The 24,099-nt window shown below is 67.4% G+C and carries 29 protein-coding genes; 18 read left to right on the forward strand and 11 right to left on the reverse strand.

Features of this window, described 5'->3' with window-relative positions:
* The first annotated feature begins 173 nt into the window (after nucleotides 1–173).
* Together DU502_RS03605 and DU502_RS03610 are read left to right on the forward strand one after the other, a co-directional pair.
* Nucleotides 174–1,448: an RNA-guided endonuclease InsQ/TnpB family protein gene (locus DU502_RS03605; protein ID WP_121919737.1), complete on the forward strand. Its 1,275-nt coding sequence runs from the start codon at nucleotides 174–176 to the stop codon at nucleotides 1,446–1,448.
* A complete protein-coding gene (locus DU502_RS03610) occupies nucleotides 1,423–1,746 on the forward strand; it encodes a DUF7521 family protein (RefSeq protein WP_241966785.1) in 324 nt (107 codons plus the stop codon). The genes DU502_RS03605 and DU502_RS03610 overlap by 26 nt, the downstream gene beginning before the upstream one ends.
* Here DU502_RS03610 and DU502_RS03615 read toward each other — a convergent pair.
* On the reverse strand, nucleotides 1,743–2,519 hold the full coding sequence (locus DU502_RS03615; protein WP_121919736.1) for a sensor histidine kinase: 777 nt from the start codon (nucleotides 2,517–2,519) through the stop codon (nucleotides 1,743–1,745). The genes DU502_RS03610 and DU502_RS03615 overlap by 4 nt on opposite strands.
* 72 nt (nucleotides 2,520–2,591) lie before the next feature.
* The gene (locus DU502_RS03620; protein WP_121920122.1) at nucleotides 2,592–3,041 is read right to left on the reverse strand and encodes a universal stress protein; all 450 of its coding nucleotides are present in this window, start codon (nucleotides 3,039–3,041) and stop codon (nucleotides 2,592–2,594) included.
* Between the two features lie 277 nt (nucleotides 3,042–3,318).
* Here DU502_RS03620 and DU502_RS03625 point away from each other — a divergent pair, with 277 nt between their 5' ends.
* The 6 genes from DU502_RS03625 to DU502_RS03650 are packed head-to-tail and all read left to right on the forward strand — an operon-like array spanning nucleotide 3,319 to nucleotide 7,941.
* Nucleotides 3,319–5,163 carry a type II secretion system F family protein gene (locus tag DU502_RS03625; protein ID WP_241966792.1) on the forward strand — a complete coding sequence of 615 codons (1,845 nt, stop codon included), beginning with the start codon at nucleotides 3,319–3,321 and terminating at the stop codon, nucleotides 5,161–5,163.
* Nucleotides 5,160–5,861, forward strand: coding sequence for a DUF7289 family protein (locus tag DU502_RS03630; RefSeq protein WP_121919735.1), 702 nt, complete (start codon nucleotides 5,160–5,162; stop codon nucleotides 5,859–5,861). The genes DU502_RS03625 and DU502_RS03630 overlap by 4 nt, the downstream gene beginning before the upstream one ends.
* The gene (locus tag DU502_RS03635; RefSeq protein ID WP_121919734.1) at nucleotides 5,858–6,301 is read left to right on the forward strand and encodes a DUF7266 family protein; all 444 of its coding nucleotides are present in this window, start codon (nucleotides 5,858–5,860) and stop codon (nucleotides 6,299–6,301) included. Before DU502_RS03630 ends, DU502_RS03635 begins: the two co-directional genes overlap by 4 nt.
* On the forward strand, nucleotides 6,298–6,969 hold the full coding sequence (locus DU502_RS03640) for a DUF7263 family protein (RefSeq protein ID WP_121919733.1): 672 nt from the start codon (nucleotides 6,298–6,300) through the stop codon (nucleotides 6,967–6,969). The genes DU502_RS03635 and DU502_RS03640 overlap by 4 nt, the downstream gene beginning before the upstream one ends.
* The gene (locus tag DU502_RS03645; RefSeq protein WP_124897006.1) at nucleotides 6,962–7,366 is read left to right on the forward strand and encodes a DUF7262 family protein; all 405 of its coding nucleotides are present in this window, start codon (nucleotides 6,962–6,964) and stop codon (nucleotides 7,364–7,366) included. The genes DU502_RS03640 and DU502_RS03645 overlap by 8 nt, the downstream gene beginning before the upstream one ends.
* Entirely contained in the window at nucleotides 7,363–7,941 is a 579-nt protein-coding gene (locus DU502_RS03650; protein ID WP_121919731.1) for a DUF7261 family protein, read from the forward strand. The genes DU502_RS03645 and DU502_RS03650 overlap by 4 nt, the downstream gene beginning before the upstream one ends.
* On the opposite strand, the gene DU502_RS18120 is transcribed toward DU502_RS03650, so the two are convergent.
* On the reverse strand, nucleotides 7,938–8,078 hold the full coding sequence (locus DU502_RS18120) for a hypothetical protein (RefSeq protein WP_166033622.1): 141 nt from the start codon (nucleotides 8,076–8,078) through the stop codon (nucleotides 7,938–7,940). The two genes, DU502_RS03650 and DU502_RS18120, sit on opposite strands and share 4 nt — an antisense overlap.
* A 91-nt stretch (nucleotides 8,079–8,169) precedes the next feature.
* Nucleotides 8,170–9,471, reverse strand: a complete 1,302-nt coding sequence (locus tag DU502_RS03655; protein WP_121919730.1) for a sensor histidine kinase — start codon at nucleotides 9,469–9,471, stop codon at nucleotides 8,170–8,172.
* Nucleotides 9,472–9,577: 106 nt separating this feature from the next.
* On the opposite strand from DU502_RS03655, the gene DU502_RS03660 reads away from it, so the two are divergent.
* From DU502_RS03660 to thsA, 4 genes are all read left to right on the forward strand, one after another.
* Nucleotides 9,578–10,129 (forward strand): DUF1684 domain-containing protein, encoded by a 552-nt coding sequence (locus tag DU502_RS03660; RefSeq protein ID WP_121919729.1) that lies wholly within the window; start codon nucleotides 9,578–9,580, stop codon nucleotides 10,127–10,129.
* 48 nt (nucleotides 10,130–10,177) lie between these two features.
* A complete protein-coding gene (locus DU502_RS03665; RefSeq protein ID WP_121919728.1) occupies nucleotides 10,178–10,564 on the forward strand; it encodes a cupin domain-containing protein in 387 nt (128 codons plus the stop codon).
* Nucleotides 10,565–10,633: 69 nt separating this feature from the next.
* Nucleotides 10,634–11,581: a dienelactone hydrolase family protein gene (locus DU502_RS03670; protein WP_121919727.1), complete on the forward strand. Its 948-nt coding sequence runs from the start codon at nucleotides 10,634–10,636 to the stop codon at nucleotides 11,579–11,581.
* Nucleotides 11,582–11,674: 93 nt separating this feature from the next.
* Entirely contained in the window at nucleotides 11,675–13,378 is a 1,704-nt protein-coding gene (thsA, locus tag DU502_RS03675) for a thermosome subunit alpha (RefSeq protein ID WP_121919726.1), read from the forward strand.
* Between the two features lie 63 nt (nucleotides 13,379–13,441).
* On the opposite strand, the gene fmdA (DU502_RS03680) is transcribed toward thsA, so the two are convergent.
* Nucleotides 13,442–14,701 carry a formamidase gene (gene fmdA / locus DU502_RS03680; RefSeq protein ID WP_121919725.1) on the reverse strand — a complete coding sequence of 420 codons (1,260 nt, stop codon included), beginning with the start codon at nucleotides 14,699–14,701 and terminating at the stop codon, nucleotides 13,442–13,444.
* Between the two features lie 286 nt (nucleotides 14,702–14,987).
* Here fmdA (DU502_RS03680) and DU502_RS03685 point away from each other — a divergent pair, with 286 nt between their 5' ends.
* The gene (locus DU502_RS03685; protein ID WP_199722677.1) at nucleotides 14,988–15,512 is read left to right on the forward strand and encodes an AmiS/UreI family transporter; all 525 of its coding nucleotides are present in this window, start codon (nucleotides 14,988–14,990) and stop codon (nucleotides 15,510–15,512) included.
* Between the two features lie 34 nt (nucleotides 15,513–15,546).
* Nucleotides 15,547–16,155, forward strand: a complete 609-nt coding sequence (locus tag DU502_RS03690; protein ID WP_124897007.1) for a hypothetical protein — start codon at nucleotides 15,547–15,549, stop codon at nucleotides 16,153–16,155.
* On the opposite strand, the gene DU502_RS03695 is transcribed toward DU502_RS03690, so the two are convergent.
* Nucleotides 16,152–16,412, reverse strand: a complete 261-nt coding sequence (locus DU502_RS03695) for a transcriptional regulator (RefSeq protein ID WP_121919723.1) — start codon at nucleotides 16,410–16,412, stop codon at nucleotides 16,152–16,154. The genes DU502_RS03690 and DU502_RS03695 overlap by 4 nt on opposite strands.
* A gap of 153 nt (nucleotides 16,413–16,565) precedes the next feature.
* Between DU502_RS03695 and fmdA (DU502_RS03700) the strand changes: the two genes are divergently transcribed.
* Nucleotides 16,566–17,837 carry a formamidase gene (gene fmdA, locus DU502_RS03700; protein ID WP_121919722.1) on the forward strand — a complete coding sequence of 424 codons (1,272 nt, stop codon included), beginning with the start codon at nucleotides 16,566–16,568 and terminating at the stop codon, nucleotides 17,835–17,837.
* A gap of 18 nt (nucleotides 17,838–17,855) precedes the next feature.
* Here the strand turns inward: fmdA (DU502_RS03700) and DU502_RS03705 are convergent, their stop codons facing one another.
* On the reverse strand, nucleotides 17,856–18,161 hold the full coding sequence (locus tag DU502_RS03705) for a hypothetical protein (RefSeq protein ID WP_124897008.1): 306 nt from the start codon (nucleotides 18,159–18,161) through the stop codon (nucleotides 17,856–17,858).
* A gap of 118 nt (nucleotides 18,162–18,279) precedes the next feature.
* Between DU502_RS03705 and DU502_RS03710 the strand changes: the two genes are divergently transcribed.
* The gene (locus DU502_RS03710) at nucleotides 18,280–18,678 is read left to right on the forward strand and encodes a CrcB family protein (protein WP_121919720.1); all 399 of its coding nucleotides are present in this window, start codon (nucleotides 18,280–18,282) and stop codon (nucleotides 18,676–18,678) included.
* Nucleotides 18,671–19,024 carry a fluoride efflux transporter CrcB gene (gene crcB / locus DU502_RS03715; protein ID WP_121919719.1) on the forward strand — a complete coding sequence of 118 codons (354 nt, stop codon included), beginning with the start codon at nucleotides 18,671–18,673 and terminating at the stop codon, nucleotides 19,022–19,024. Before DU502_RS03710 ends, crcB begins: the two co-directional genes overlap by 8 nt.
* On the opposite strand, the gene DU502_RS03720 is transcribed toward crcB, so the two are convergent.
* The 3 genes from DU502_RS03720 to DU502_RS03730 form a co-directional block, all read right to left on the reverse strand.
* Nucleotides 19,021–19,656 (reverse strand): alpha/beta hydrolase, encoded by a 636-nt coding sequence (locus DU502_RS03720; protein ID WP_121919718.1) that lies wholly within the window; start codon nucleotides 19,654–19,656, stop codon nucleotides 19,021–19,023. The genes crcB and DU502_RS03720 overlap by 4 nt on opposite strands.
* Complete coding sequence (locus DU502_RS03725; RefSeq protein ID WP_121920119.1) at nucleotides 19,656–20,597, reverse strand: ring-cleaving dioxygenase; 942 nt, start codon at nucleotides 20,595–20,597, stop codon at nucleotides 19,656–19,658. The genes DU502_RS03720 and DU502_RS03725 overlap by 1 nt, the downstream gene beginning before the upstream one ends.
* A 158-nt stretch (nucleotides 20,598–20,755) precedes the next feature.
* A complete protein-coding gene (locus DU502_RS03730; RefSeq protein ID WP_121919717.1) occupies nucleotides 20,756–22,393 on the reverse strand; it encodes a potassium channel family protein in 1,638 nt (545 codons plus the stop codon).
* Nucleotides 22,394–22,489: 96 nt separating this feature from the next.
* On the opposite strand from DU502_RS03730, the gene DU502_RS03735 reads away from it, so the two are divergent.
* Nucleotides 22,490–22,990 carry a hypothetical protein gene (locus DU502_RS03735; protein WP_121919716.1) on the forward strand — a complete coding sequence of 167 codons (501 nt, stop codon included), beginning with the start codon at nucleotides 22,490–22,492 and terminating at the stop codon, nucleotides 22,988–22,990.
* Between the two features lie 4 nt (nucleotides 22,991–22,994).
* On the opposite strand, the gene DU502_RS03740 is transcribed toward DU502_RS03735, so the two are convergent.
* On the reverse strand, nucleotides 22,995–24,053 hold the full coding sequence (locus DU502_RS03740) for an isocitrate/isopropylmalate dehydrogenase family protein (protein ID WP_121919715.1): 1,059 nt from the start codon (nucleotides 24,051–24,053) through the stop codon (nucleotides 22,995–22,997).
* Nucleotides 24,054–24,099: the final 46 nt, after the last annotated feature.

Consider the following 24,099-nt stretch of genomic DNA (forward strand, 5'->3'; position numbering starts at 1 on the left):
ACAAGAGTTGAGTATTTTGGTATATAAGTAAACGTGTGAGATGACGAAACGACTGTCCGTGGACTTCGAGGATGACGTGTATAAGGAGTTCTCGAAGAAGTGCATCGAAGTTGATGAACTAAGTCCGACGTAGTTCGCGGACTCGTCAACGACTGGCTCAACGAATCCGAAGAATGACCGACACACAGGCTCTCATCAAGACGCTGGACTTCCAACTCGACATCCAGAGTGACAACGAGAGCCTACTGTACGACGCCACCGTCGAAGCACGGTCGGTGTACAACGAAACCATCCGCCTCGCCAAAGAAGGTGTGGACTGGGACGCCATCCCCGACAGGGTAGCCGACGACGCTGACCTCGTGAAGAACACGACTCAGCGCGTCGTTGCGAAGGAACTCGGTGCGATGGAGAACTACTACGAGTACGACGACTTCGGCCAGCCGAGCCACACCAAGGACGGCGCGTATCCGCTTCGAGCAAACTACGAGGAGGGCTACAACCTGTCGCTCACCGACGATGGCAACGTTGCGTTCCGCATCAGCGCGAAACCGTACAAACACGTCAAGGGCGTCCTCGACGGTGACGACGCCCACCTCGACATTCTCAAGACTGCCCTCACGAACGACGAGTGGAAGATTGGGACGGCAGAAGCCCTGTTCCACAACGACAACGCCGAGTTGCACGTCAACGTCACCAACACCGAACAGACCGTCCGCGTCAAGCAGAACTCACGAACGGTCGTCAGTGTGGACGTGAACGAGGACAACGTGGCTCTCACCGCGCTCTCAGAAGATGGCGTCGAGGACTCGTTGGTTATCGACTTCCCCGAAATCAAGTTCGAGCGCCATCGCTACTTCACGATGCGGAGGCGTGTGCAGAACGCGGGGAAGTCGAGTATGCACGATACGTTGGAAGGGCGTGAGGAACGGTTCGTCCGTGACCGACTCCACAAAGTGAGTCGTCACATCGTGGAGTGGAGCCGTCAGTTCGAGAAGCCGTGTATCGTCTTTGAAGACCTCAAAGAGATGCGCGACAGTATCGACTACGGTACGCGGATGAACCGACGCTTGCACCACCTCCCGTTCCGCGCCCTTCAGTTCTATACGTCGTACAAAGCGTCGTTCGAGAGGATTCCGACCACGTGGATTAACCCCGAGTACACGAGTCAACGGTGTCCGATGTGCGGTCACACGGAGCGTGCGAACCGGAACAAGAAGCGGTTCAAGTGTCGGGGCTGTGGGCATCAAGACCACAGCGACCGTGGTGCAAGCGTCAACATCGCCGTGAAAGGCGTGAAGAAACTCGAATGGAATGTGCCTGCTCTCAACAGCCTTCCCCAAGTCAGGAAGGTGCGACGGCAGGCATCGGGGGTCGTGGACGCCCCGACCGTGACCCACCCGACCGACCGAGGCTATCAGGCCGATGGTCGAGTGGGAGTGTCCGACTAACCCACGGGAAGCCTCGGGGCTTGACCTCGAGGCGGTTCACATCGGCTATCAGGCCTACCGCGGTCTCCGCCGTAACGACGACCCCGCCATGCAGTATCTCGCCGCCGGCATGATCATCCTCTTCGGCGTCACCTACCTGCTGGCGGTCGTCGGCCAGGGCCTGATCGCCTTCCACATCGTCTCCATCAGCTTCCAGAGCGTCTTCCGGCTCCTCGTCCGCCTCCTCCAACTCGTCGGTCTGTCGTTGATCGCCTACTCGCTGCACCTCGCCGCGGGGCGGAACGTCCCGACCCGCTAACGAAAGAGCACCGTCGGCGCACGCTCCACGGCCTCGACCGGCGTGTCGGCGTCGATCGCGGGGAGGCGGATCGTCGCGACCGATCCCGACTCGTCCGCGCTGTCGCCATTGCGCGCCCGAATCCGGAACGACCCGCCGTAGCGCGTCACGATCCAGTTGACCAGCCACAGCCCCAGTCCGGAGCCGTGGACCAGATCCGTCTCCTTGCCTTCCGCGATCACCGCCACCTCCATGTCGTCGATCCCCGGCCCGTCGTCGGTGACGGTGAGTTCGATCCACTCGCCGTCGTCGATTGCCGTCAGTTCCACCCACGGCTCCGCCACGGGGTTGTGCGCCACCGCGTTCGTGACGAGTTCCGACACCGCCTGCTCCAGTTCGGGGCCGGCACAGATCCGCCGCTCCGTCGCGACGGTCGTCTCGACCCTCGCCGTCGCCGACAGATCGACCGTGGCGTCGTCGAAGAGAGTCGCCGGGTCGAGTCGTCTCGGCTCCCGGTCGCGTCGTGCGTTCCGCTCCAGTTCCCGGGCCTGCTCGCTCAGATCCATCAGCTGACCCGCGGTTCGCTCGATGCGTTCCCCGAGGTCGTCGAGGTCGGCCGTCTCGGCTCGCTCCGACCGGAGGTGGTTCCCCACCCCGAGCAGGACGTTCAGGTCGTTGCGGAGGTTGTGTCGGAGCACCCGGTTGAGCAGGCGAACGAGCTGTTCCGTCCGCTTGCGCTCGGTCACGTCGGTCTGGAATCCGAGGAAGTGGGTGGGGTCGCCGTCGGCCGTCACCGTCCGTCGTCCCCATGATCGACCCTCGTCGTGCTCACCGTCGTCGGCATCCGTGCCGTCGGCCCGTGAGTCCTACTCGGTGCGCCGGACGATGTAGACGTCGTACTTGGCGTCGGTCGAGAGAGGATCACCGACGCTCGGTACCGGCGTCGAGACGCGACCGGCGTTCTCGCTCCCGATGAAGATGACCGAGACGTCGAGGTCCGCGGCGACCTCCCGGATCGTGTGGGTGACGTTGTCGATGGTCGTCGCCGTCGGGTGTTCGCTCGGCGTCGGGTGCTCACACCGGAACGTCACGTCGTCGTCGATGGTCTTGACGCGCAGTTCGAACTCCGTGCAGATCTCCTCGGGGTCGTACGGCTCGCCGGGTTCGATCCAGCCGCGCTCTGCCGCGAACGACTCGTCCTCGGGGACGACCGTCAGCGCGACCACCGCTTCGTCCCGGTAGCTGGCGAACTCCCGGGCGCGCTTCAGGGCGGTCTCGGCGAGGGCCGAGCCGTCGAATGGAACCAGTAGGGTCACGGCCGATCGTTCAGTCGGCTCGATCATAATATTGCCCCTGTCTCGGGCCTCCCACTGGCGAAATCAAATATGAGAACACTCGTCCAACGTTTATATACGATGACGAGGCACCACGGTCCATGTCGGAACGCCCCCAAGTCGTCGTTCGTCGCCCGGGGAGTGGGTCGTGACGGCAGACCCACGACGGCCGGATGGAGGGACACGAACGGGTGACGCCGGCCCGGCGTCGCCACCGGAGTCCCCCCGGCCGACGAGCTACGGCACCTCGTTCGACCGGGTGCTGTACGCCCTGTTCGCCCGCCACGCCGACGACGCCCGTCACGTCCGGGACCGCAAGCGCTACCGCGGAACCGATATGCGACTCAGCTTCGACGTGTATCTCGCCCGCGTCTACGGGCTCTCCTGGCTCGTCGCGCTCGCTGTGACGCTTCCCACCGCCGTCGTCGCGGTGACGCTGGCCGACGCCGTGCCCGTTTCGGTGGCTGGCGTCGTCGGGGACGTGGTGCCGTTCGCCCGCTTCGCCCTCCCGATGCCACCGACGACCCTCGTGATGCTCGTCGTTGGCCTCGCCGTCGGCGGCATCACCAAAACCGCCACCGTCCGCCTCGGTGGCGGTTATCTGCGCTGGCTGGCGAACGCCCGCCGCAACGACATCGAGCGGACGCTCCCCGGTGCCGCGCGCTACCTTCACGTCCTCTCCTCCGGCGGCGACGACCACCGGACCATGCTCCGGAAGGTCGCCGACACCGAGCCGTACGGCGAGACAGCAGTGTCCGTTCGGAAGGTGCTGAACACCGCGTCCCTGACCGGGAGCTTGCACGAGGGACTCCGGCGCATCGCCCGCGACACGCCCTCTCGGGAACTGCTCGCGCCGTTCCTCCTGAAGTTCAGCGAACACGCCCAGCAGGGCGAGGCGGAACTCGCGAACTACCTCCGGATGGAGAGCCGGATGCTCGCCCACCGGCAGGACCGCGCCCGGCAGCGCGCCGCCGGCTTGCTCGAACTCCTCTCGGAGGTGTTCATGGTGTTGCTCGTGCTGCCGACGCTCCTCGTGATCGTCCTGACCGTCCTCGCGATCATCTCGCCCGCGCTCTCCGAACCGATCACGACGCCGCTCGGCACGCTCACCGTCCGGGCGCTCGTCGTCTACACCAGCGCGCTGTTCGTCCTCGGCCTCGGTATCGGCGCGAGCGTCGTCGTCGGCGGACTTCGCCCGCCGGGCCAGACCGTCGAGTACGACCGTCCGGCGGGTGCGCTGGCGACGCTCGCCTCCACCCCACACAACCCCGCGAGCGCCGCGGTCGTCGCCCTCTTGCCGGCGCTCGTCGTCGCCGCCGTTCTCCACACTATCGGCTATCCGCCTGCCGACGTGGCCCTCCTCGGCTACGCCGCCTACGCCCTCCCCGTCGGCGTCGTCGGCGTCCGCCGCGCCCGCCTCGACGACGCCAAGGATCGCGAGATCAAGGACTTCGTCCACGCCGTCTCCGGCCACGTCAATCTGGGGCGACCCTTCCCGCAGGCGGTCGAACTCGTCGCCCGCGACGTGGACTTCGGCCCGCTCGATCCGGACGTGGCCGACCTCGCCCTCAATCTGGGGTTCACGTCGCCCGAGACGGGCATCGACGAGAACGTCCGCACGGCGGCGCTCGAACGCTTCGTCGAAACGGTCGGCACACCGCTGGCCGAGCAGACGGTCGGGCTGGTGACGGGCGCGCTCGACTCCGGGAGCGACGCCGGGACCGTCTTCGACACGCTCCAGACCGAAATCGGCAGACTGTATCACGAGAAACGCGAACTCCGGGCGAACCTGCTGGCGTACGTCGCCGTCGGGTGGACGACCGCCCTGCTGGTCGTCGGTATCGCCGTCGCGGTCGGCCTCCACGTCTTCGACGGCTTCGAGCAGCTCGCCTCCGTCCGCGGCCCCTCCGGCTACGTCATCGAGGGATCGACCATCGACATGGCACGCGAGCGCTACCGGCTCTACATCGTCACGCAGTCGACGATGCTGGCGTCGGGGTGGTTCGCCGGCACCGCCAGCCGCGGCCGCTACGAGGCGCTCCTCCACTCCGGCGCGCTCGTGGTCGTCTGTCACGTCGTCTTCGCAGGGGTGGGGATGATATGAGCGACCGCGCGCAGTCGGCACCGGTCGGCGTCGCCATCTTGCTTGCCGTGACCGTCGTGAGTATGGGGGCGCTGACCGTCGCCGTCGGCTCGGTCGTCGAGGCAGGGGCGACACAGGCGGAAACCCGGGCAGCCGCCGGATCGATGGACGCGGCGCTCGACCCCGAGCGGAGCGGCCGCCACGAACGCCGACTCGCGTTGCACGAGGGACGACTCCGGACCGTCGACCGCTCGCTCCGCGTCCTCGACGGCGACGCCGTCGTGTTCGAGCGGTCGGTCGACGGCCTCGTCTTTACCGCCGGACAGCGGCGGGTCCGATACGTCGCCGGCGCGACCGTCGGTGCCACCGGCAACGGCGCCTTCCTCCACGCGTCGCCGCCGCTGTCGGTCCGCGACGGGACGCTCTTCGTCGGCGTGACGGCCCTCGACGCACCCGCCGTCGCCGTCGACGGACCGGGGACGGTGACCCTGCGAACGAACGTGACCCACTCCCGTCGGCGCCTGTCCGGGCAAGGGTACGCCGTCGCCGTCGAGACCCGGACGCCCGCTGTCTGGGAGCGGTGGTTCGAGGACATGGGCGCGACGACCGCTCGCCAGTCGTTCGATAACGACGACGTCCCCAGCGTCGTCGCCCGATTCCCCGACGTTCAGGACGTGTACGTGTTCGTCCACGACATGAATCTGGAGGTGGGTCGGTGACGGACTTGGACCGGGCTCTCGTCCCCGTGGTCGGCAAGGGGCTAGAGGTGCTGCTCGTCTTGCTGTACGTCGCGTCCCTAGTGACCGTCCTCCACGGCGGCGTTCTCCCCGAGTACCGCACGGCAGCCGGCGCGGAGGTGAGCGACCGCACGCTCGTCACGGCCGCCGACCGGATCGAAGCGTCGGTGCCGCCGCCGAGTACCGCCGTCGACGTGACCCGGACCGTCGACCTGCCCGACACCATCGACCGCGCGACGTACCGGCTCCGGGCGGTGAACGGCACGCTCGTCCTCGATCACCCCGACGACGCGCTCTCCGGGCGCGTCCCCCTGGCGCTTCCGGACCGCGTCGTCGCCGTCAGGGGAACGTGGGAGAGCGACGATCCGGCCGTCGTCCGGGTACGCGGCGACGCCGAAGGAGTGCGGGTGATCCTCGAATGAGGGCGCAGACGAATCTGGTCGCGCTCGTCCTCGCGCTCGTCCTCCTCACCGGGGCGACGGTTATCGGCGTCACGTTCGCGGATGCGGCGCTGGCCGACGCCGACCGCGAGCCACTGGATCGCCACGCCGCGACCGCCGTCGCGGATCGCCTCGTCGCCGCCGACGCCCCGACGACGGTGCGCGCGAACGCGCTCAACGCCTCCGTCGTCGACGACCTGAACGCGAGTCGGATCGAGGCGCTCGCCCCGCCTGCTGAGGGGGCTGCCCTCCGGATCACGCTCGACGGCGAGACGGTTGTCGACCGCGGTGCGCCGAGCGGCGGTGCCACCATCCGCCGATCCGTGGTCGTCGTCTCCCGGAGCGAGCCGATTCAGCGGGCGGTCAACGTCACCCGCGGCTCGGCGCTGCGCGTCCCCCGCGGTGTCGGCCGAGCGACCGTCGCCGTCGACCCCGGACCGAACACCACCCTCCGGACCGTCCGCGCGAACGGGCGCGTCGTCCTCTACGACGGCAGCGGACTCGACACCAACACGACCGTCCGCCTCTCCCGGTACGAACCGACGACGATCCGGGTCGCTCCCGGCGCGAACGCGACCGGTCGCGTCGCGGTGACGTACCGCCAACCTCGAACCGAACCCCGAACGCTGACGGTGACCGTCGATGTCTAGGGGGCAGCTCTCCTTGTCGGTCGTCGAGGCCGCTATCGGCGTCGTCCTCGTCCTGGGGGTGGCTGCGGGCTTCGCCGTCGGCGCGACGGCCCCCACGTCGTCGACGCCGCAACTCGACGCGTTGGCACACGACACCGCGACCGTTCTCGGCTCGGAGCCGACCGACCGGGGTCAGGACTCTCGGCTGGCCGCGCTCGCCCGTTCGGATCGGTCGTTCGCTCGGACGCGGGAGTCGACCCGTCGGCGGATCGTCGACCTGCTCCCGGCCGACGTGGTCTTCCACGTTCGCACGCCCCGGGGGTCGTTCGGCTATCCACACCCACCGACCGCCGCTGTGGGCTCGGTGACGGTCCCGACCCGGTACGGCCCGGTCACGATTCGGGTGTGGTACGGATGACCCGGCATCGCGGCCAACTCGTCCTGCTCGCGGCCGCCGTCGTCGTCACCGCGCTGGTGCCTATGTTGCTCGCGTACGCCCAACTCACCGCGGGCATCGGCGCCGGGGGCGACGTGGCCGCGACGGCGCCGGAGCGCGGGACGCTCGACGACACCACGCGGGCGCTCGAACGCGCAGTCGGCGACGCGACGGTCGCGCTGTCGAACGGGACGAGCGCCGACCGTCACGCTAGCGTCGCCGGACGGGCTATCGCCCGACTCGATCCGACCGTCGCGGCGCTCGAATCGTCGGGGACGAATCGGGGCGTGGTCGTCTCGATTACGCGCAATGCCACCGCGGCCCGGCAGTGGGCGGGCACTGCTTGCCCCCGCGGTCCGGACCGGGCGTTCGATGGCTGCGTCGTCACCGAGGGCGTCGTCACCCAGACGCGTGCGAACACGACGGTGCTCGTCGCCGTCGCCGTCGACATCTCGGTTCGGGGTGCCGACGGCACCGCCACGGCGACGGTCGTCGTCTGCGGCGTTCGCGGTGCGGTGGCGGCTCGGACGGCATCCGGAGATTCGCTGCCGGCCTAGGTGTCGCAGTTCGGGCACTCGCGCCGTTGGACGCCGTCGAGGCCGAGCGTCCACTCCATCCGGCTTCCGCAGTCGTCGCAGACGTTCTGCTCGTCGGGTTCGGGATCGTCCGGTTCGTCGCCGAAGAACGGTTGCATCGCTCGGTTCGTCGGGTGCTATCGGTAAATGGTTGGGGCGCGTCGGACGCGGCCGATTCCGGGACGCCGACACACGCCGCCGTGGCGGCCGTCAGGGATCGCTCGCGGCCGCCGATCCGCCGGCGACGGGGTCCGAACCGGGTGGTCGGGTCGGTTCCCGCGCTTCTTCGTGCTGCTCGTCCGCCGGGATGCGGTCGGCTCTCGGCAGCGTCACGGTCGCGATGGCGCCGCCGTCGTCGGCGTTGCGGACGGTGAACTCGCCGTCGTAGGTCTCGACGATCCATCGGACGAGCCAGAGACCGATGCCGTCGCTGTGCTGGAGCGCCGTCTCAGTCGCTTCGGCGTCGGCGTGGACGGCGAGTTCGGCGGGGGTGAACCCCGGGCCGTCGTCCTCGATGCGGAGTTCGACGGCGTCTCGCTGTCCTCGTCGCTCGACCGGACGGACGGTCACTCGGAGCCAGGGGTCGTCGGTGCGTTCCGCGGCGTCGTCGCGGTCAGCGCGCCGACTGCCCGTTGCCCCGTATTCGACGGCGTCACCAGACTGCGTCTGGTTGCCTGTCGAACCGCGTTCGACAGCGTCCTCGGGAGTCGGCGACCGGGGGTGCGTGGAGCCATGTTCGACGGCGTTCCGAAGCAGATTGTCCACGACCGACGAGAGGAGGTCGTTCGCTTCCACGTACGCGTCCTCGATATCCGTCTCGACGGTCACGGTCTCGGTCGAGCGCCGGAGTTCGTCGAGGCGGTCGCGCACGAGTGCCCCGAGGGCGACCGGCTTCGTCTCCGTCGTCGAGCCGAGCTCGTCGAGCCGGTTCGCGGCGCCGCTCAGGCGTTCGATGTGTTCGAGTTGCTCGCGGATCACGTCGGGTGACTCCGGTGGCGACGAATCCGTACCGGTCACGAGGTCGAGGTGGCCACGGATCAGGTTGAGGCTGGTTCGGATATCGTGGCGAAACAGCCGCAGAAACACGCTGTTGCGCTGGTTGAGCGTTCGCGTCCGTTCGTGTTCGGCGCGGAGTTCGAGGAGGGAGCCGACGAGGACGCCAACGACTCCGCCGGCCGCGATGTTGACGAGGACGACGCTTCGCCACCCGACGCCCCTGAGTACCGACGGCATCAGCAAGATGACGAGGACGGCCACCAGCGTCGGCAGACCGAGGCCGAGCGTCGACCACCCGGCGACCCGCCAGACGCGGTCGTCGTCGAGCGTACTCTGAGCGAGCCCGATCCCGGTCACGAGGAAGCTCCCGGCGATCATCCCGCCCATGCTGAGGCTGAGCAGCGACCGTACTTCCGTGGACTCGATCGGAAGGAGGACCCCGGCGCTGCAGACGCCGAACAGCACGACGCCCACGCCGATGAGATAGCTCACCCCGAGGTCTCCCTTCGACACCATCTCACTCGCCTTCTCGGGAACCGATCACATAAACGAATTGATCGGATTATCAGGGTTGATTATCCTCCATCGCCGGACTGACGGTCGTCGCCCTCGTAGCGAGCGTATGACCGATACACCGTCTGAATACGTCGATCACCTGCGCGAGAATCGCGCCGAGAAGGACCGCGTCTTCGCCGAGGAGCGTGGCTCACCCATTCCGCCGGACGACCGCGACGACTTCGACGGCCTCGCGTACTTCGATCCGGACCCCGACTACCGAGTCGAGGCGACCCTCACCGTCCACGACGACCCCGACCCCGTCGACATGGAGACGAGCGACGACCGCACCGTCCGCTACCTTCGGGTCGTCACCTTCGAGTTCGATCTCGACGGCGAGACGCACACGCTCCACGGCTACCGACAGGAGGGTGCGGACGACGGTATTTTCGTCCCCTTCCGCGACAAGACGACGGGCCAGCAGACCTACCGCGGCGGCCGGTACATGGAACTCGCGCCCGAGGGTACCCTCGCCGACGGCGACCACGTCACCCTCGATTTCAACCTCGCGTACACCCCCTTCTGTGCGTTCAGCGACGCCTTCTCCTGTCCGCTCCCGCCCGAGGAGAACTGGCTGGAGACGACGGTGCCGGCCGGGGAGCGTGACCCGCCGCTCTGACTGTCGATGGGGGCAAACGGTTTTCACGCCTCGTCGACGAGAAGGCGTATGAGCGACTCCCAGCCGACTCCGAAACCGGCCGTCAAGCGCGCCGACGATGTCGACTACGAGGAACTGTCGAAAGCCGACGGCGTGCGCAAGGCAGTCATCTTCGACGAGTCCGACGGCGCGCCCAACTTCCGGATGCGCCGGTACCGCCTCGATCCGGGTGCCGAGGTGCCCAAGCACACCAACGCCGTCGAACACGAGGTCCACACCGTCGAGGGCGAGTACGTCGTCGGCATCGAGGACGAGGAACACACGGTGACCGAGGGCGACTCCCTCCTCATCCCCGCGGGCACCGTCCACTGGTTCCGCAACGAGAGCGACGCGGAGAGCTCGTTCGTCTGCATGGTGCCGAACGGTGACGCGGGCATCGAACTGGTCGACGAATAATCGAACGCTCGACGACTCGCCCACTCTCGGCGGAACCGTTTTGCCGACCCGTTCCTTTCCCAACATGAAATGTCCACGTCACGACTCGTCCCCGTCCTCGTCGCCGCGCTGGTACTCCTGAGCGGATGCTCGGGTGTCCTCGGTGGCGACACGCCGACGGCGACACCGACACCGACGCCGGCGCCCACCGAGACGCCGACGGCCGAGGCGTCCTACACCCAGACTCCTCACATGGGCTGTCAGCCCGGCGCCATCCGGAAGGACGGCACCTGCGAACCCGTCACCTCGGGCGGCAACGCCGACATCTTCAGCGCCGAGAACCTCTCGGCCATCACGACCGAGCGAACGACGATCGACGGCACGCCGGGCTATCTCGCCCGGCCCGCGGACGACGGCGAGTACCCCGCAGTCGTGATGATCCACGAGTGGTGGGGCCTCAACGAGAACATCGAACACATGGCGGAGATTCTCGCTGGCCACGGCTACGTCGTCTTCGCGGTCGACCTCTACGACGGCGAGGTGGCGACGAACTCCTCGGAGGCGGCCCAGTTGTCGGGGCAGGTTCGGGAGAACCCCGACGCCGCGGTGTCGAAGATGCGCCGCGCCGTCTCGGGCCTGCGCGCCCGGTCGGACACCACTCAGCAAGTCGCCAGTCTCGGCTGGTGTTTCGGCGGCGGCCAGAGCCTCCAGTTGAGTCTCAGCGACGCCGACCTGAACGCGACGGTCATCTACTACGGCACGCTCACGACGAACCGGTCGACGCTCCAGCGCATCGACGCCCCCGTCCTTGGGGTCTTCGGCTCGGAGGACCAGGTCGTCGGCATCGAGAACGTCCGCGAGTTCAATCGGACGCTCGGTGATCTCGGCGTCGAACGCGAAATCTACGTCTACGAGGGCGCGGGCCACGCCTTCGCCAACCCGAGCGGCGAGAGCTTCCGCCCCGAGGCGACGCGTGACGCGTGGTCGAAGACGCTCCGTTTCCTCGACGAGAACCTGCGGTCCGACGCCGACGCCTGAGCGGAGCGTCGGCGCTTCCGATGCGCCGGCGTGTGATGTCATTCCCTCAACAATCCTTAATATCGTCGGGCGTCGTGTGTGTGGTGGTGTGTCATGACAGTAACAGATCGGTCTCGGATTCTCTCTCCCGATTCTCCGGGCCACGTTGCGGGGCGTGACGCCCAGTCGGCCAACATTTCGGCCGGACAGGCGCTGGCAGAGTTGCTCCGGACGACGCTCGGGCCGAAGGGACTGGACAAGATGCTCGTGGGTACCGACGGGAAAGTCGTCGTCACGAACGACGGCGCGAGCATGCTCGATCGGCTGGATATCGACCAGCCGATTGCGAGGGTCCTCGCCGACGTTGCGTCCCAGCAGGCGGACCGCGTCGGTGACGGAACGACCACAGCCGTCGTCGTCGCGGGGGAACTCCTCGCGGCCGCCGAGGATCTCCTCGATCGCGGCCTCCACCCGACGACGATTATGGACGGCTACCACCACGCGGTGCAGCGAGCGGTCGAGACGCTGGAGAACGACGCCCTCGTGATCGACGCGAGCGATCCGGAGCGGCTTCGAGAGGTCGCCCGCACGGTCATCACCGGGAAGTGGGACGCGTCGGCGACGGCGTTTCTCGCGGCCCGCGCGGTCGAGACGGTACAGGCGATCCGGGACGGGCAGACCGTCGACTTCGCGAAGATCACCCGGAAGACCGCTCCGGGCGGTTCGGTGTTCGACACGCAGGTGTTCGACGGCCTCCTCATCGACATGGCGGAGTCGTCGACCGACGTGGTCTCGCCCGACCCCGGCCCGCCCCGCCGCATCGAGGACGCGACCGTCGCTCTCGTCGACGATCAACTCACCATCGAGACGGTGACGGGTCAGGGGGCCGTGACCGTCGACTCGCCGGCGCAACTCGACGCGTTCCGGGCGTACGAGGACGAAGTCTACGCCTCGCAGGTCGACCGTATCGCCGGCGTCGGTGCCGACGTCGTCTTCTGTCAGAAGTCCATCGACGACCGGGTTCGCTACCTGCTCGCGGCGGAGGGGATTCTCGCCGTCGAGCGCACCCGACAGGACGAACTCCACAAACTCGGCCGCGCCACGGGCGCCCGCCCCGTCGCGTCGGTGGACGAACTCACGACGGCCGAGACGGGGCAGGCAGGTGTCGTGGAGCAACAGACCGCCGGCCCCCACCGGTTCACCGTCGTCAGGGACGCCGAGGGCTTCGATCAGGCCTCCCTGCTCGTCCGCGGCGGCACCGAACACGTCGTCGAGGAGGTCAAGCGGTTGCTCGACGACTGTTTTCACGTTCTCAGACTCGTCGTCGAGGAGGGCCGCGTCGTCCCCGGCGGCGGGGCGACCGAAGCGCACCTCGCTCGCGTGCTTCGGGACGACGCCGCGTCGGTCCCACGGCGGGACCAACTCGCCATCGAGGCGTTCGCGGACGCACTCGACGTGATTCCCCGAACGCTCGCCGAGACGGCGGGACTCGACCCCGTGGACACGCTGCTCGAACTGCGCACCCGCCACCACCGCGGCGAGCGACGGGCGGGGCTCGCCCTCGATACGGGCACGGTGACGGACGTGGTCGACCGCGGTGTCGTCGAACCGGCCGCGGTGAAACAGCGTGCCCTCCGCAGCGCCGCCGAAGCGGCGAACCTGGTGCTCCGTATCGACGACGTGGCCGCCGCCGCGTCACCCGACGGGGACGGCCACGGGGAGACGGACCACGCCCACGGCCCCGGCGAACTCGTCGAGAGTACCGAGGGCTACCCGTGGGCCGTCGGTCACTCGATGAGCCACGACCACGACCACTGAGACGGCTTGTTGTAAGTCGTCACCGGCGGTCGCCGCTCCCGTGGCCGGCGACCGCGTGACCGGTCAGGTCGGCTTGGCGGCCGAGCCACGGTCGCCGCCGACGCCCCCGTTGGAGAGCGTGTCCGGGTCGATGTCGATGTCGAACACCTCGTTCGGCACCGACACCGTCACGCACGTGTTCGGCAGGTCGACGATGCCGGCGATGCGGCTCTCGACCGGGGCCGTACTCAGGATGATGTACGCCTGTTCGGCCGTGTAGCCGAAGTTCGTCAGGTAGTCGATGGCGTCGAGACAGGCCCGTCGCATCCCGATGTTGGCGTTCTTGTAGTGCTGGGTGCCGTCCTCGTCGACGGAGTAGCCCTCGAAGACGACGTAGTTCGAGAAGTCCGGGTCCTGATAGCCGGGTTTGAACATCGCGTAGTCGGTGCCGAACTTCGCCACGCCGTTCTTGATCAGGTCGACGCGCAGGTCGATCCACCCGGCCATCTCGATGGCGCCACAGAACGTGATCTCGCCGTCACCCTGCGAGAAGTGCAGGTCCCCGGTGATGAAGTTCGCGCCCTCGACGAACACCGGAATGTACACCCGCGACCCCCGACCGAGGTTCTTGATGTCGCAGTTGCCGGCGTTCTCCCGCGGTGGGATCGTTCGCGCCGCCTTCTCGGCCGCCTCCGGCACGTCCTCCTCGTCCATCCCGCCAAGGAGCACCTCGTTCGGCTCCGGCGGCAGCGCGAGCGGTGGCTGTTCCTTCCGGGTCTCGTGGTTGACGGCCGTCTCACGGTCGGGCCCCTGGTCGATGAGTTCCTGTTCCCGCCGGTTCCACTCCTCGAGCAGTTCGTGCGACGGGGCGGTGCCCATGATCCCGGGATGGGCACAGCCGGGGAAGCGTACGTCCTCGACGTGCCGGGAGTGTGTCATCACGCCGTCGAGGTCCCAGATGGCCTTGGCCGCGTCGGGGAAGTGGTCGGTCAGGAACCCACCCCCGTTCTCCTGTTCGAAGATGCCGGTGAACCCCCACTCGTGGTCCGGGAACGGTCCCAGATCGAGGATGTCGACGACGAGGATGTCGCCCGGTTCGGCGCCTTTCACCTCGAAGGGACCGCTCAGGTGGTGGTTCGGATCGAGACGCATGTCCCGGATGTCGTTCGCGGTGTCGTCGTTCACCACCTGATTCCCCGTCCAGTCGAGACACTCGATCCGGACTTTCTCCCCCGGTTCGATCGACGCCGCCGGCGGCACGTCGGGGTGCCACCGATTCACGATCGGATCGGGTTGCTCGTCTATCGGTGCGTCGGTATCGACCTCGAAGATCGTCTCTGGCATGGTGTTCGTTACCATACAAACCACAAGAAAATATAATTAAGCATCCAACAATTTCGATATATATCAAATAGATTGTATAATTGACGCATTCAAGTAGTAAATTTGAACTGCCCAACACGCCGCAAATACGGTTCATTCGGTCACTAAAAACGAAATTTATCTTTAATTAAATAATACTAAACATATAATACTGTTGTCAAAAAGGTGAATTTTTTATAGCTGTATGTCATATTTCTCCGCGGCATCGTATGTCACCCAAAATACACGAGGTAGGAGGGGGAGGATCGTGGCACTAATCAACACGCTCGGGATGGGGCTGGTGTACGTCGGAGCGGTGCTGATCGTCAACGGGCTCTGGTTGCTCGGATACGGCGATGGCAAGGACGTCGCGATTCTCAACTTTCTGACAGGGCTGATCACCTTCTTGATCGCCGCCTGGTGGGCGTTCTTCCCCGAAGCGTCCGGTGGGTCGTCGTTCAACGCGGCCGGCACGCTCCTGTTCTCGTTCACGTACCTCTGGGTCGGCGCGAACGCGTGGCGGGGCATCGAGGACCAGCGTGGGTTCGGCTGGTACTGTCTGTTCGTCGCCGCACTCGCGGCGCCGACGGGCTTTCTCGTCTTCCAGGCCGGCGACATCGGCCTCGCGGCGCTCTGGTGGATCTGGGCCGTCCTCTGGTTCACGTTCTGGGTCCTCCTTGGCATCGAACGTGACGAGTACACCTCCGCTGTCGGGTGGTACACGACGGCCGTCGGTATCGTCTCCGGTGCCGCGGGCTACGTGATGGCGATGGGGGCGTGGCCGTGGGCGTGACCGTTCGCGCGTTCTCGCGTCCGACCGCGTGACCGTGAACACGCTCCCGGCGGTCGAGGACTGCCTCGACCTCTACCTGCGGATTCACGACCACTTCGGCACCGAGACGTTCACGCGGGAGCGCCTCGCGGAGGTCGTCGATCACGACGACGACCGCCCACTCAGGCGTCTCCTCGAGTTGCTCGTCGCGTACGGACTGCTCGACCGCCGCGGAGAGCGCTACTCGGTGCAGTGTGCGCCGGACGACGGCATCGACCGCTGGCGGGCAGTGGCGGTGGCACGTGCCGAGCGCCTCCACCGACTCGTCGCTCGGCGGGAATCGGTCACCGACGCCGCGACCCGCGACGACTCGCTGGCCCACGACGGCGAGACGTTCGCGAGTGTCTACGTCGACGACACCGACGACGTCGACGCCGTCGAGACGGCCCTCGTCGACGCCCTGACCGCACACCCGGCGTGCGACGGCGTGGTGTTGCGGGCCGCCGGCGACCTCGCGGCGACGGTCCAGCGCGTCGCGGACCGACTGTCTGCCCACGGTGTCGAACGCCGACCGTGGCGCTTCGAGAAGACGGCGACCGAACTGGTCGGGGCGGAGAAGGACCACCTCGAGTTCCGTCTCTACCTTCGACGACGCAGCGGTTAGCTGTCGTCCGTGTCGACCGTCCCCACCCACCAGACCGCCTCGTGGACGCGCCACCCGCCGCTCTGGAGGTTCTGTGAAATCGTGTGCTCGTTGCCCTCCTCGTCGACGACCCTGACCGCGTAGCGCTCCGTCCCCACGACTTCGAACGTCCGGTCACGGTCGTTGAGACGGAGTTCGTCGCCCACCTCTACGCTATCGAGGCGCGTCGTCAGGGCGTTCGGGGAAAGCGCCGAGCGACCGCTATCGTCCGAGTCCATGCCACTCCGAACTTCGACGCGGCGCCGCATATGCCTTTGCGCTGGTGTCTCCGCCGAGCGTGCGGCGTGCATCTCAAAAATGTCAGAATTAAATGAATATTTTTAAACATTAGTCAACTAACTATTTCGTTGGGCGGTTCGCCCAGGACTCCTATGCCCGAAGTACACTTCGAAGTCGACACCACACGGCCCCCGGACGATCAACCCGGGGCGAATCCGTTCAATCGGTGGCATCCCGAACTCGAACCCGTGGTTCACACCGAACCGGGGGGGACCGTTCGGCTCGAATGTCTCGATTGGACCGGTGGTCAGATCGTCGACAACGACGACCCGAACGAGGTCCGCGACGTGGACCTCAACCAGGTGCATTACCTCAGCGGGCCGGTCGAAGTCGACGGGGCCGAACCCGGCGACCTCCTCAAGGTGACGCTCCTCGACATCGGCGTGCTGAACGAGCGCTCCGAGTTCGGTTTCACCGGAATCTTCTCCCAGCAGAACGGGGGTGGGTTCCTGACCGATCACTTCCCCGACGCGGCCAAGGCCATCTGGGACCTCGACGGCACGTACGTCTCGTCCCGCCACGTCCCGGACGTCCACTACGAGGGGAAGATCCACCCCGGCTTGCTCGGTACTGCACCCTCACAGGAACTGCTCGACGAATGGGTCGACCGCGAGGCGACACTGATCGACCAACACGACGACGACCCCGAATCGATTCCGAACCACCCCACCGGCGAATCCCAGCCGCCCGTGGCGAGTCCCCCCACGCCCGACGGGGCGCAGGCCGGCGAGGCCGAGGGCGACGTTGCCGACCGGATCGAACAGGAAGGCGCCCGAACCGTGCCGCCCCGAGAACACGGCGGCAACACCGACATCAAGGACCTCTCGCTCGGCTCGACGATCTACTTCCCGGTGTTCGTCGAGGGGGCGAAGTTCGGCATCGGCGACATCCACGCCTCGCAGGGCGACGGCGAGATCACGTTCTGCGGCGCCATCGAGATGGCCGGCTACGTCGACCTCAAATTCGAACTCGTGAAAGACGGGATGTCGAAACACGGCATCAGCCATCCCATCTTCGAGCCGGGGCACCGCGGCCCGAACTTCTCGGAGTACGTCGTCTTCGAGGGCTACTCCGTCACCGAAGACGGCGAACAGCGGTACATGGATCCACACGTCGCCTACCGACAGGCGTGTCTCGAAGCCATCGAGTACCTGAAGAAGTTCGGCTACACCGGCGAACAGGCGTTGATGATCCTCGGAACGGTTCCGATCGAGGGTCGACACAGCGGCGTCGTCGACATTCCGAACGCGTGTTCGACGCTCGCACTCCCGAAAGACGTCTTCGAGTTCGACATCAGCCCGGACGAACTCGGCGAGGCGGCGGATCGGGGACAGGTCCCCATCACCGACGACCCGCTCAGCTGATACGTGGCCGCTCTTTTCTCACTCCTCTTCCGCTTCTGCGTCGACGACCCGACGGAGCGCCCCCGCGAGCGTCGTGAGCGAGTCCGTCTCCGACGCGTCCCGGTCGCCCGTCGCCACCTCGTGATACCGCGCGCCGCTCAGGAGCGCCAGCCGAATCGCGTCGTCCGTCGTGAACACGCGCTCGCCGGCCGCGTCGTTCAGTTCCTCCCGCACTTCTCGGAGACGATCGCGCGTCTCCATCGACATGGTGAGCGACACCTGAAACCGGTGGGGGATCTCCTCGTGAAACTCCCTGGCCGCCGTTTCGAGTTCGTCTGTTGACATCATACGGGAGGAGGCGACATCGGATAGTAAACGTTGGGGGGTGGCGGCTGCCGTCGCCGGCCGAACGCAGTATTAAGTGGACCGCAACAGAGATTCACACGATTCGCCCCGAGGACATATGCAACGACGAGACTGGGTTTACGCCCTCGAAACCGGCCTGCTCATCGCCGTCGGCGGCGCCGCGGGTGCCAACCTCCGGTACGCCATCGGCACCGTCCTGCCGGGCCTCCAGGGGACGCTCGTCGCGAACGTGACGGGGAGTTTCCTCCTCGGCGTTCTCCTCTACGAGGCGCTCTACACGGACCTGTTGGCCGAGAAGACCCGCGTCGTCTTCGGGACGGGCTTTCTCTCCTCCTACACGACCTACAGCACCTTCGCCGTCGAGTCGACGACCGTCCCGCTCTGGCTGGGCTTTCTGAACGTCGTCGGCAGTTACGCGCTCGGTATCGTCGCCGTCCTCGCCGGTCGCCGACTCGTCGTCGCGTTCACCGAAACGGGAGGGTCGACCGATGGCTAACCCCGCCTATCTGGTCGCTGTCGGCGGGATCATCGGCGCCCTCCTCCGCCACCTCGTCAGCCTCGCCGTCGAGCGCGAGTCGTTCCCGACGGGGACGCTGACCGTGAACGTCCTCGGGAGTTTCGTCCTCGGGCTCCTGACGGCGCTCGATCCGGGGACGGACCTGCTGTTGCTCGTCGGCACCGGCGCCTGCGGGGCGTTTACCACCTTCTCCTCGTTCTCGTTCAACGTCGTGCGTCTCTGGGAAGGCGGGGACCCCGTGAAGGCCGCCGCCTACGCCGTCGCGAACATCGTCGGAGCGCTCGCCGCCATCGGCCTCGCGCGCGTCGTCGCGTCCCTGCTCTAAACGAGCGCGGCGATCATCGCGGAGACCTGATCCGCCTCGTCCTGATTGATCGTATGTCCCATACCCGGGTAGAGTCGCTTCGTCACGTCGGCATGCAAGCGCTCGAACACGTCGGCCGACTCGTGGACGCGCTCCTCGGGGATGTGTGGGTCCACGTCGCTACACCCGAAGAAGACGGGCGTCCCCTCCAGGTCGCCGGTGTAGTCGTCGGGGTCGATGGTCTCGCCGATGAGGCCGCCGGACAGTGCCGCGAGGCCGCCGTAGCGGTCGGGGTTGCGGGCGACGAACTCGCTCGCGAGACACGCGCCCTGCGAGAACCCGAGGAGCACGACGCGCTCGGTCGGGATGTTGGCATCGTTGGCGTCGCCGATGGCGTCCGCGATGGCCTGCAGGCCGGAGGTTCGACCGGGTTCGTTCGTCTCGACGGGCGCCGTGAACGGGTTGGGGTACCACGTGTTCCGCTGTGCCTGCGGCGCGAGGTAGGCGACGCCCTCGTGGTGGAACTGCTGGGCCATCTGGACGATGCTCCGCGCCGTCGCCCCGCGACCGTGGACGAGGACGACGGCCGCATCCGCCTCGTCGAGGGGCGTCCCGGCCGTTACGAGCGGCTGGTTCTGGTGGGGACCGTCCATCAATTCGTCTCCATCGTGCCGCCGTCGAGCGGTGGTAGCTGTCCCTCGATCATCTCGCGGTCCTCCGCCAGCCACGGCGGCAACTGGAGACTCGATCCGAGTTCCTCGACCGACTCGTCGCGGGTGAAGCCCGGCCCGTCGGTCGCGATCTCGAACAGGATGCCGCCGGGGTCGCGGGTGTAGACGGACTGGAAGTACTGGCGGTCCTTCTGTGGCGTGACGTTCAGTCCCGCGTCGACGAGCGCCTCGCGCCATGCCATCTGCGTCGCCTCGTCGGGCGCGCGGATGGCGACGTGGTGGACGGTGCCGACGCCCTCCCGTCCCCGTTCCGCGTCCGGACGGTCGAGCACGTCGACGACGGCGGCCCGGTCGCTCGCCGCGCGGTAGCGGGTGCGCTCGCCCGCCGCGTCGACCCGCTCGTACCCCAGCAGTTCGAGTATCTCACCCGTCCGTTCCGGGTCGAGCGAGTCGAGCGTGACGCCGTGGAAGCCTCGAACCCCGTGTTCGGCGGGCACCGGCCCGCCGCGCCACGGCTCGACGTCGCTCTCGCCCGTGACCAGTTCGAGCGGCTGGCCGTCGTGATCCGTGAACGGGACGACCGTCTCGCCGAAGCGCTCGACCGGGTCTCCGCGGTCGACACCCGCCGAATCGAGGCGGTCGAGCCAGTAGTCGACCGACTCCGGCGGGACGACGAAGGCCGCCGCGCTCGGCTGGCCCCGGCCGACCCGTCCCGGTGTCCCGTTCCCGAACGGGAAGAACGTCAGGGCCGTTCCCGGCGTCCCCACCTCGTCGCCGTAGTAGAGGTGGTATGTGAACTTGTCGTCGAAGTTGACCGTTCGCTTCACGAGCCGCAGGCCCAGAACGTCGGTGTAGAAGTCGACGTTTCGCTGGGGGTCGCTCGCGATGGACGTTACGTGGTGGATTCCGGCGGTTGCGTGCATGGTGTGTCGGTCGTCAGCGTCGACGGCGACGCGAAAGCCGCGTCGCCGTTGGGGTGCCTCCGCCCCGAAGTAGGGCACCCACGGAAATATACCTTCCCTGACAGTAGTGATATCTGGTTGCATCGGTGTTACCGGCTCGGCGCAGTCGCTCCCGCCGGTCAGATCCCGAACGTCCGTTCGAACTCCGTGACCGCTTCGTCGGTGCCGGCGACGACCACCTCGTCGCCCGCCTCGAACGTGAACCGTCCGGGTTCGAAGTCGGTGATCGTCTCTCCCTCGCGGACCACCGCGACGACGGTCCCGCCGGTTCGCGTCCGCACCGCCTCGTCGACGAGCGTACTCCCCACCAGATCTCCGGCGGGGAGGCGCACGACGTTCACCTGCTTGTCGTACGCCAGTACCTCCTCGTCCTCGAAGACGGTCGAGGCGAGCATCCGGCCGCTGACCGTCGCCAGCGACTGCACGTAGTCGCCGCCCGCGCGGTACAGTTTCTGCACGTCGTCTTCCTCGTTCGCCCGGACGACGATGTAGAGATCCGGGTTCAACTCCCGGGCGATGAGCGTCGCGAAGATGGCCGTCGTGTCGTCGGCGACGGTGAGGATGAGCGCCGACGCGTCCGCGATGCCCACCGATTCGAGTACGTCCGGGTCGCGCGCGTCGCCAACCACGTCGACCCGGTCGTCGTCCTCGACGTCGAGGACCGTCAGTTCGGCACCGGATCCGGAGAGGGCGTCCGCGGCGGCGCGCCCCGAGTCGCCGTAGCCCGCGACGACGATGCGCTGGGGGGCGAACCGCCGGACCGTCGAGGCGGTTGCCTCCTGTAACGCCTCGACCTGTGCCGACTCGCCAGCGACGAGCAACCGCGTCCGTGCGGCCAGTTCGTCGCCCATCTCGACCGGCGTCCGGAAGTCGCCGTCGAACCACGCGCCGATCACGTTCACGCCGAAGCGGTCACGCAGGCGCGCCTCCCGGAACGTCCGCCCGTGGAGGTCGCTGTTCGCCGCGACCGTTACCTCGACGAGTTCGAAGTCGTCGCCGACGGTCACCCCCTCGGCCACGTCCGTCGTGACCGTCGTCGGCACCTGCCTCGCCAGACTCGATCCCAACAACTGCCGGGGCGAGAGAACCTCGTCCGCCCCCGCCGCCCGGTGGTACCGCGCGAGTGCCGCTTCCTCGACGAGTGTGATCACGCGAACGTTCGGCCGGGCGTCCCGGGCCGAGAGGACGATGCTCGCGTTCGTGTCGTCCGCGGCGTCGGCGACGACGACGCGCGCCGACCCGATGCCCGCCGCCTGCAGGTCGTCGGTCGACTCCGGGTCGCCGTGGACGACGCGATACCCCGCCTCGTGGAGTTCGCCCGCCCGCTCTTCGTCCGCCTCGACGAGGACGTACGGCTGATCGCGGGCGTCGAGTTCCGTGATGAAGGCGTCCGTCCGCGGCGTGTGCTCGCAGATGATCACGTGATCCTGCATCCCCAAGACGGAGGCGGGCGCACTCGGCGTGAGCGCCCCCCGGAGCCACGGCACCGCGAACACGTCGACGGCAGTGAGGATGAGGCCGATGCCGGTGAGTTGCATCGTGATCGCCAGCAGATTCATCTGGGGCGACCGCCACGGCGCGTCCTCGCCGTACCCGGTCGTGGTGAAACTCTGCACGACGACTTCGAGCGAGCGATACAGGGGCTGGGGACGCCCCTCCCAGATGGCCATCCCGGTGTTGTAGACGAGCGTGAACAGCACCGTCGTCGCGACGACCAGCGCGAGATAGTAGACGGTCCGACGGCTTCGGAGCGACATGACCGGCACGTTCTCCCCCGCGGTAGTTATATCGCCACGACTCCGTGCCGTCGCTCACGCCCACGGCCTTTTTGCACGCCGGTTCCCACCCCCACCATGCTCCGGCGCCTCCGCGAGAACGGTCCCGCCGTCCTCGTCCCCCTCGCGTGGACGTTCGTCACCGCCGCGCATCTCGATTTCGTCGCCCAACGGACGCTCCTGATCGCCCACGTCGTGATGGCGACGCTCCTCCTCGCGTTCGCGGCGCTCTCGTGGACCGACATGCGCTCCGGGGCGTTGCTCGTCTGGCGACGGGTCATCGTCCTCGGATTCTTCCTGACCGTCGCCGGCGCGTTCGGCCTCGTGCTGTCGTCGCCGTCGTTGCTAGGGCTCGCCGTCGTCGGCTGGATGGTCCTCCCCGCTGCGGGCCTCTGGGACACCGGCCGCCGTGGCGCTCGCCCCGCCCGCGCCTACCGCGCCGGTGGGGCGCTGTCGGGTCTCGGCGCCGTCGCCTACGTTCTCGCCCCCGTCGTCGGCTCGGCGGCGACGCTCGTCGGCCTCTTGCTGGTTGGCGTCGGCCAGACGGCCGGCATCGTCGCCGCCGTCGTGGCAGACTGACCGCTCAGACCAGCCGGTCGTGCAGGTCGTCGGCCACCGCTTCGGTCGTCGCGCTCCCGCCGATGTCCGCCGTCCGCGGCGCGTCGGCGTCGGCCAACTGCGCCGCGACGCCGTCCCACAGCGCCTCGGCCACCGCGTCCTCCTCCAGATGCTCGAACATGAGCGACCCCGAGAGGACGGTGCCGAGCGGGTTGGCGATGCCCTCGCCCATGATGTCGAAGGCGCTCCCGTGGACGGGTTCGAACATCGAGGGGTAGGTGCCGTCGGGGTTGATGTTCGTCGACGGCGCGAGGCCGAGACTGCCCATGATGCCGCCGCCGATGTCGGTGAGGATGTCGCCGAAGAGGTTGGAAGCGACGATGACGTCGTACTCGTCCGGGCGCCGAACCATGTCCATGCTCGCGGCGTCGACCAGCAAGCGTTCCACCTCCACGTCCGGGTAGTCCTCGCTCACCTCCTCGACCATCTCGTCCCAGAAGACCATGCTGTGTGCCTGCGCGTTCGACTTCGTGACGTTCGTCAGCCTCCCGCTTCGCTCGCTCGCCGCCTCGAACGCCGGGCGAAGGAGCTTCTCGGTGCCCTCCCGGGTGAACACCGACGCCTGCACTGCCACCTCGTTGGCGAAGCCCCGGTGTTCGCGCCCGCCAACGTCCGCGTACTCGCCTTCCGTGTTCTGGCGGTAGACGACGAAGTCGATGTCACCGCCCTCGTAGCCGCGGAGGGGACTCTGGACCCCCTCGAACAGGTAGGCTGGGCGCTTGCAGACGTGCTGCTGGAACCCCTTCGTGATCGGGAGGCGGAGGCCGCGGAGGGTGACGTGGTCCGGTACGTCGGGGTGGCCAACGGCACCGAGGAGGATGGCGTCGAACGACTCCAGTTGGTCGAGGCCGTCGTCGGGCATGAGCGCCCCTTCGTCGAGATAGCGCTGGCTGCCCCAGTCGAACCACGTCGTCTCCATCCCGACGCCGTGGGCGTCCGCCACGTCGATCAACAGCGGTTCGACCGCCTCGACGACTTCGTTCCCGATGCCGTCGCCCGGAATGACCGCGATGTCGTAGGTCATGGGGCGTGGTGTCGGAGGGCGGTGATAAAGGATACGGAGGCCGTCG

It is taken from the genome of Haloplanus aerogenes (genome assembly GCF_003856835.1).
Taxonomy (GTDB): Archaea; Halobacteriota; Halobacteria; order Halobacteriales; family Haloferacaceae; genus Haloplanus; species Haloplanus aerogenes.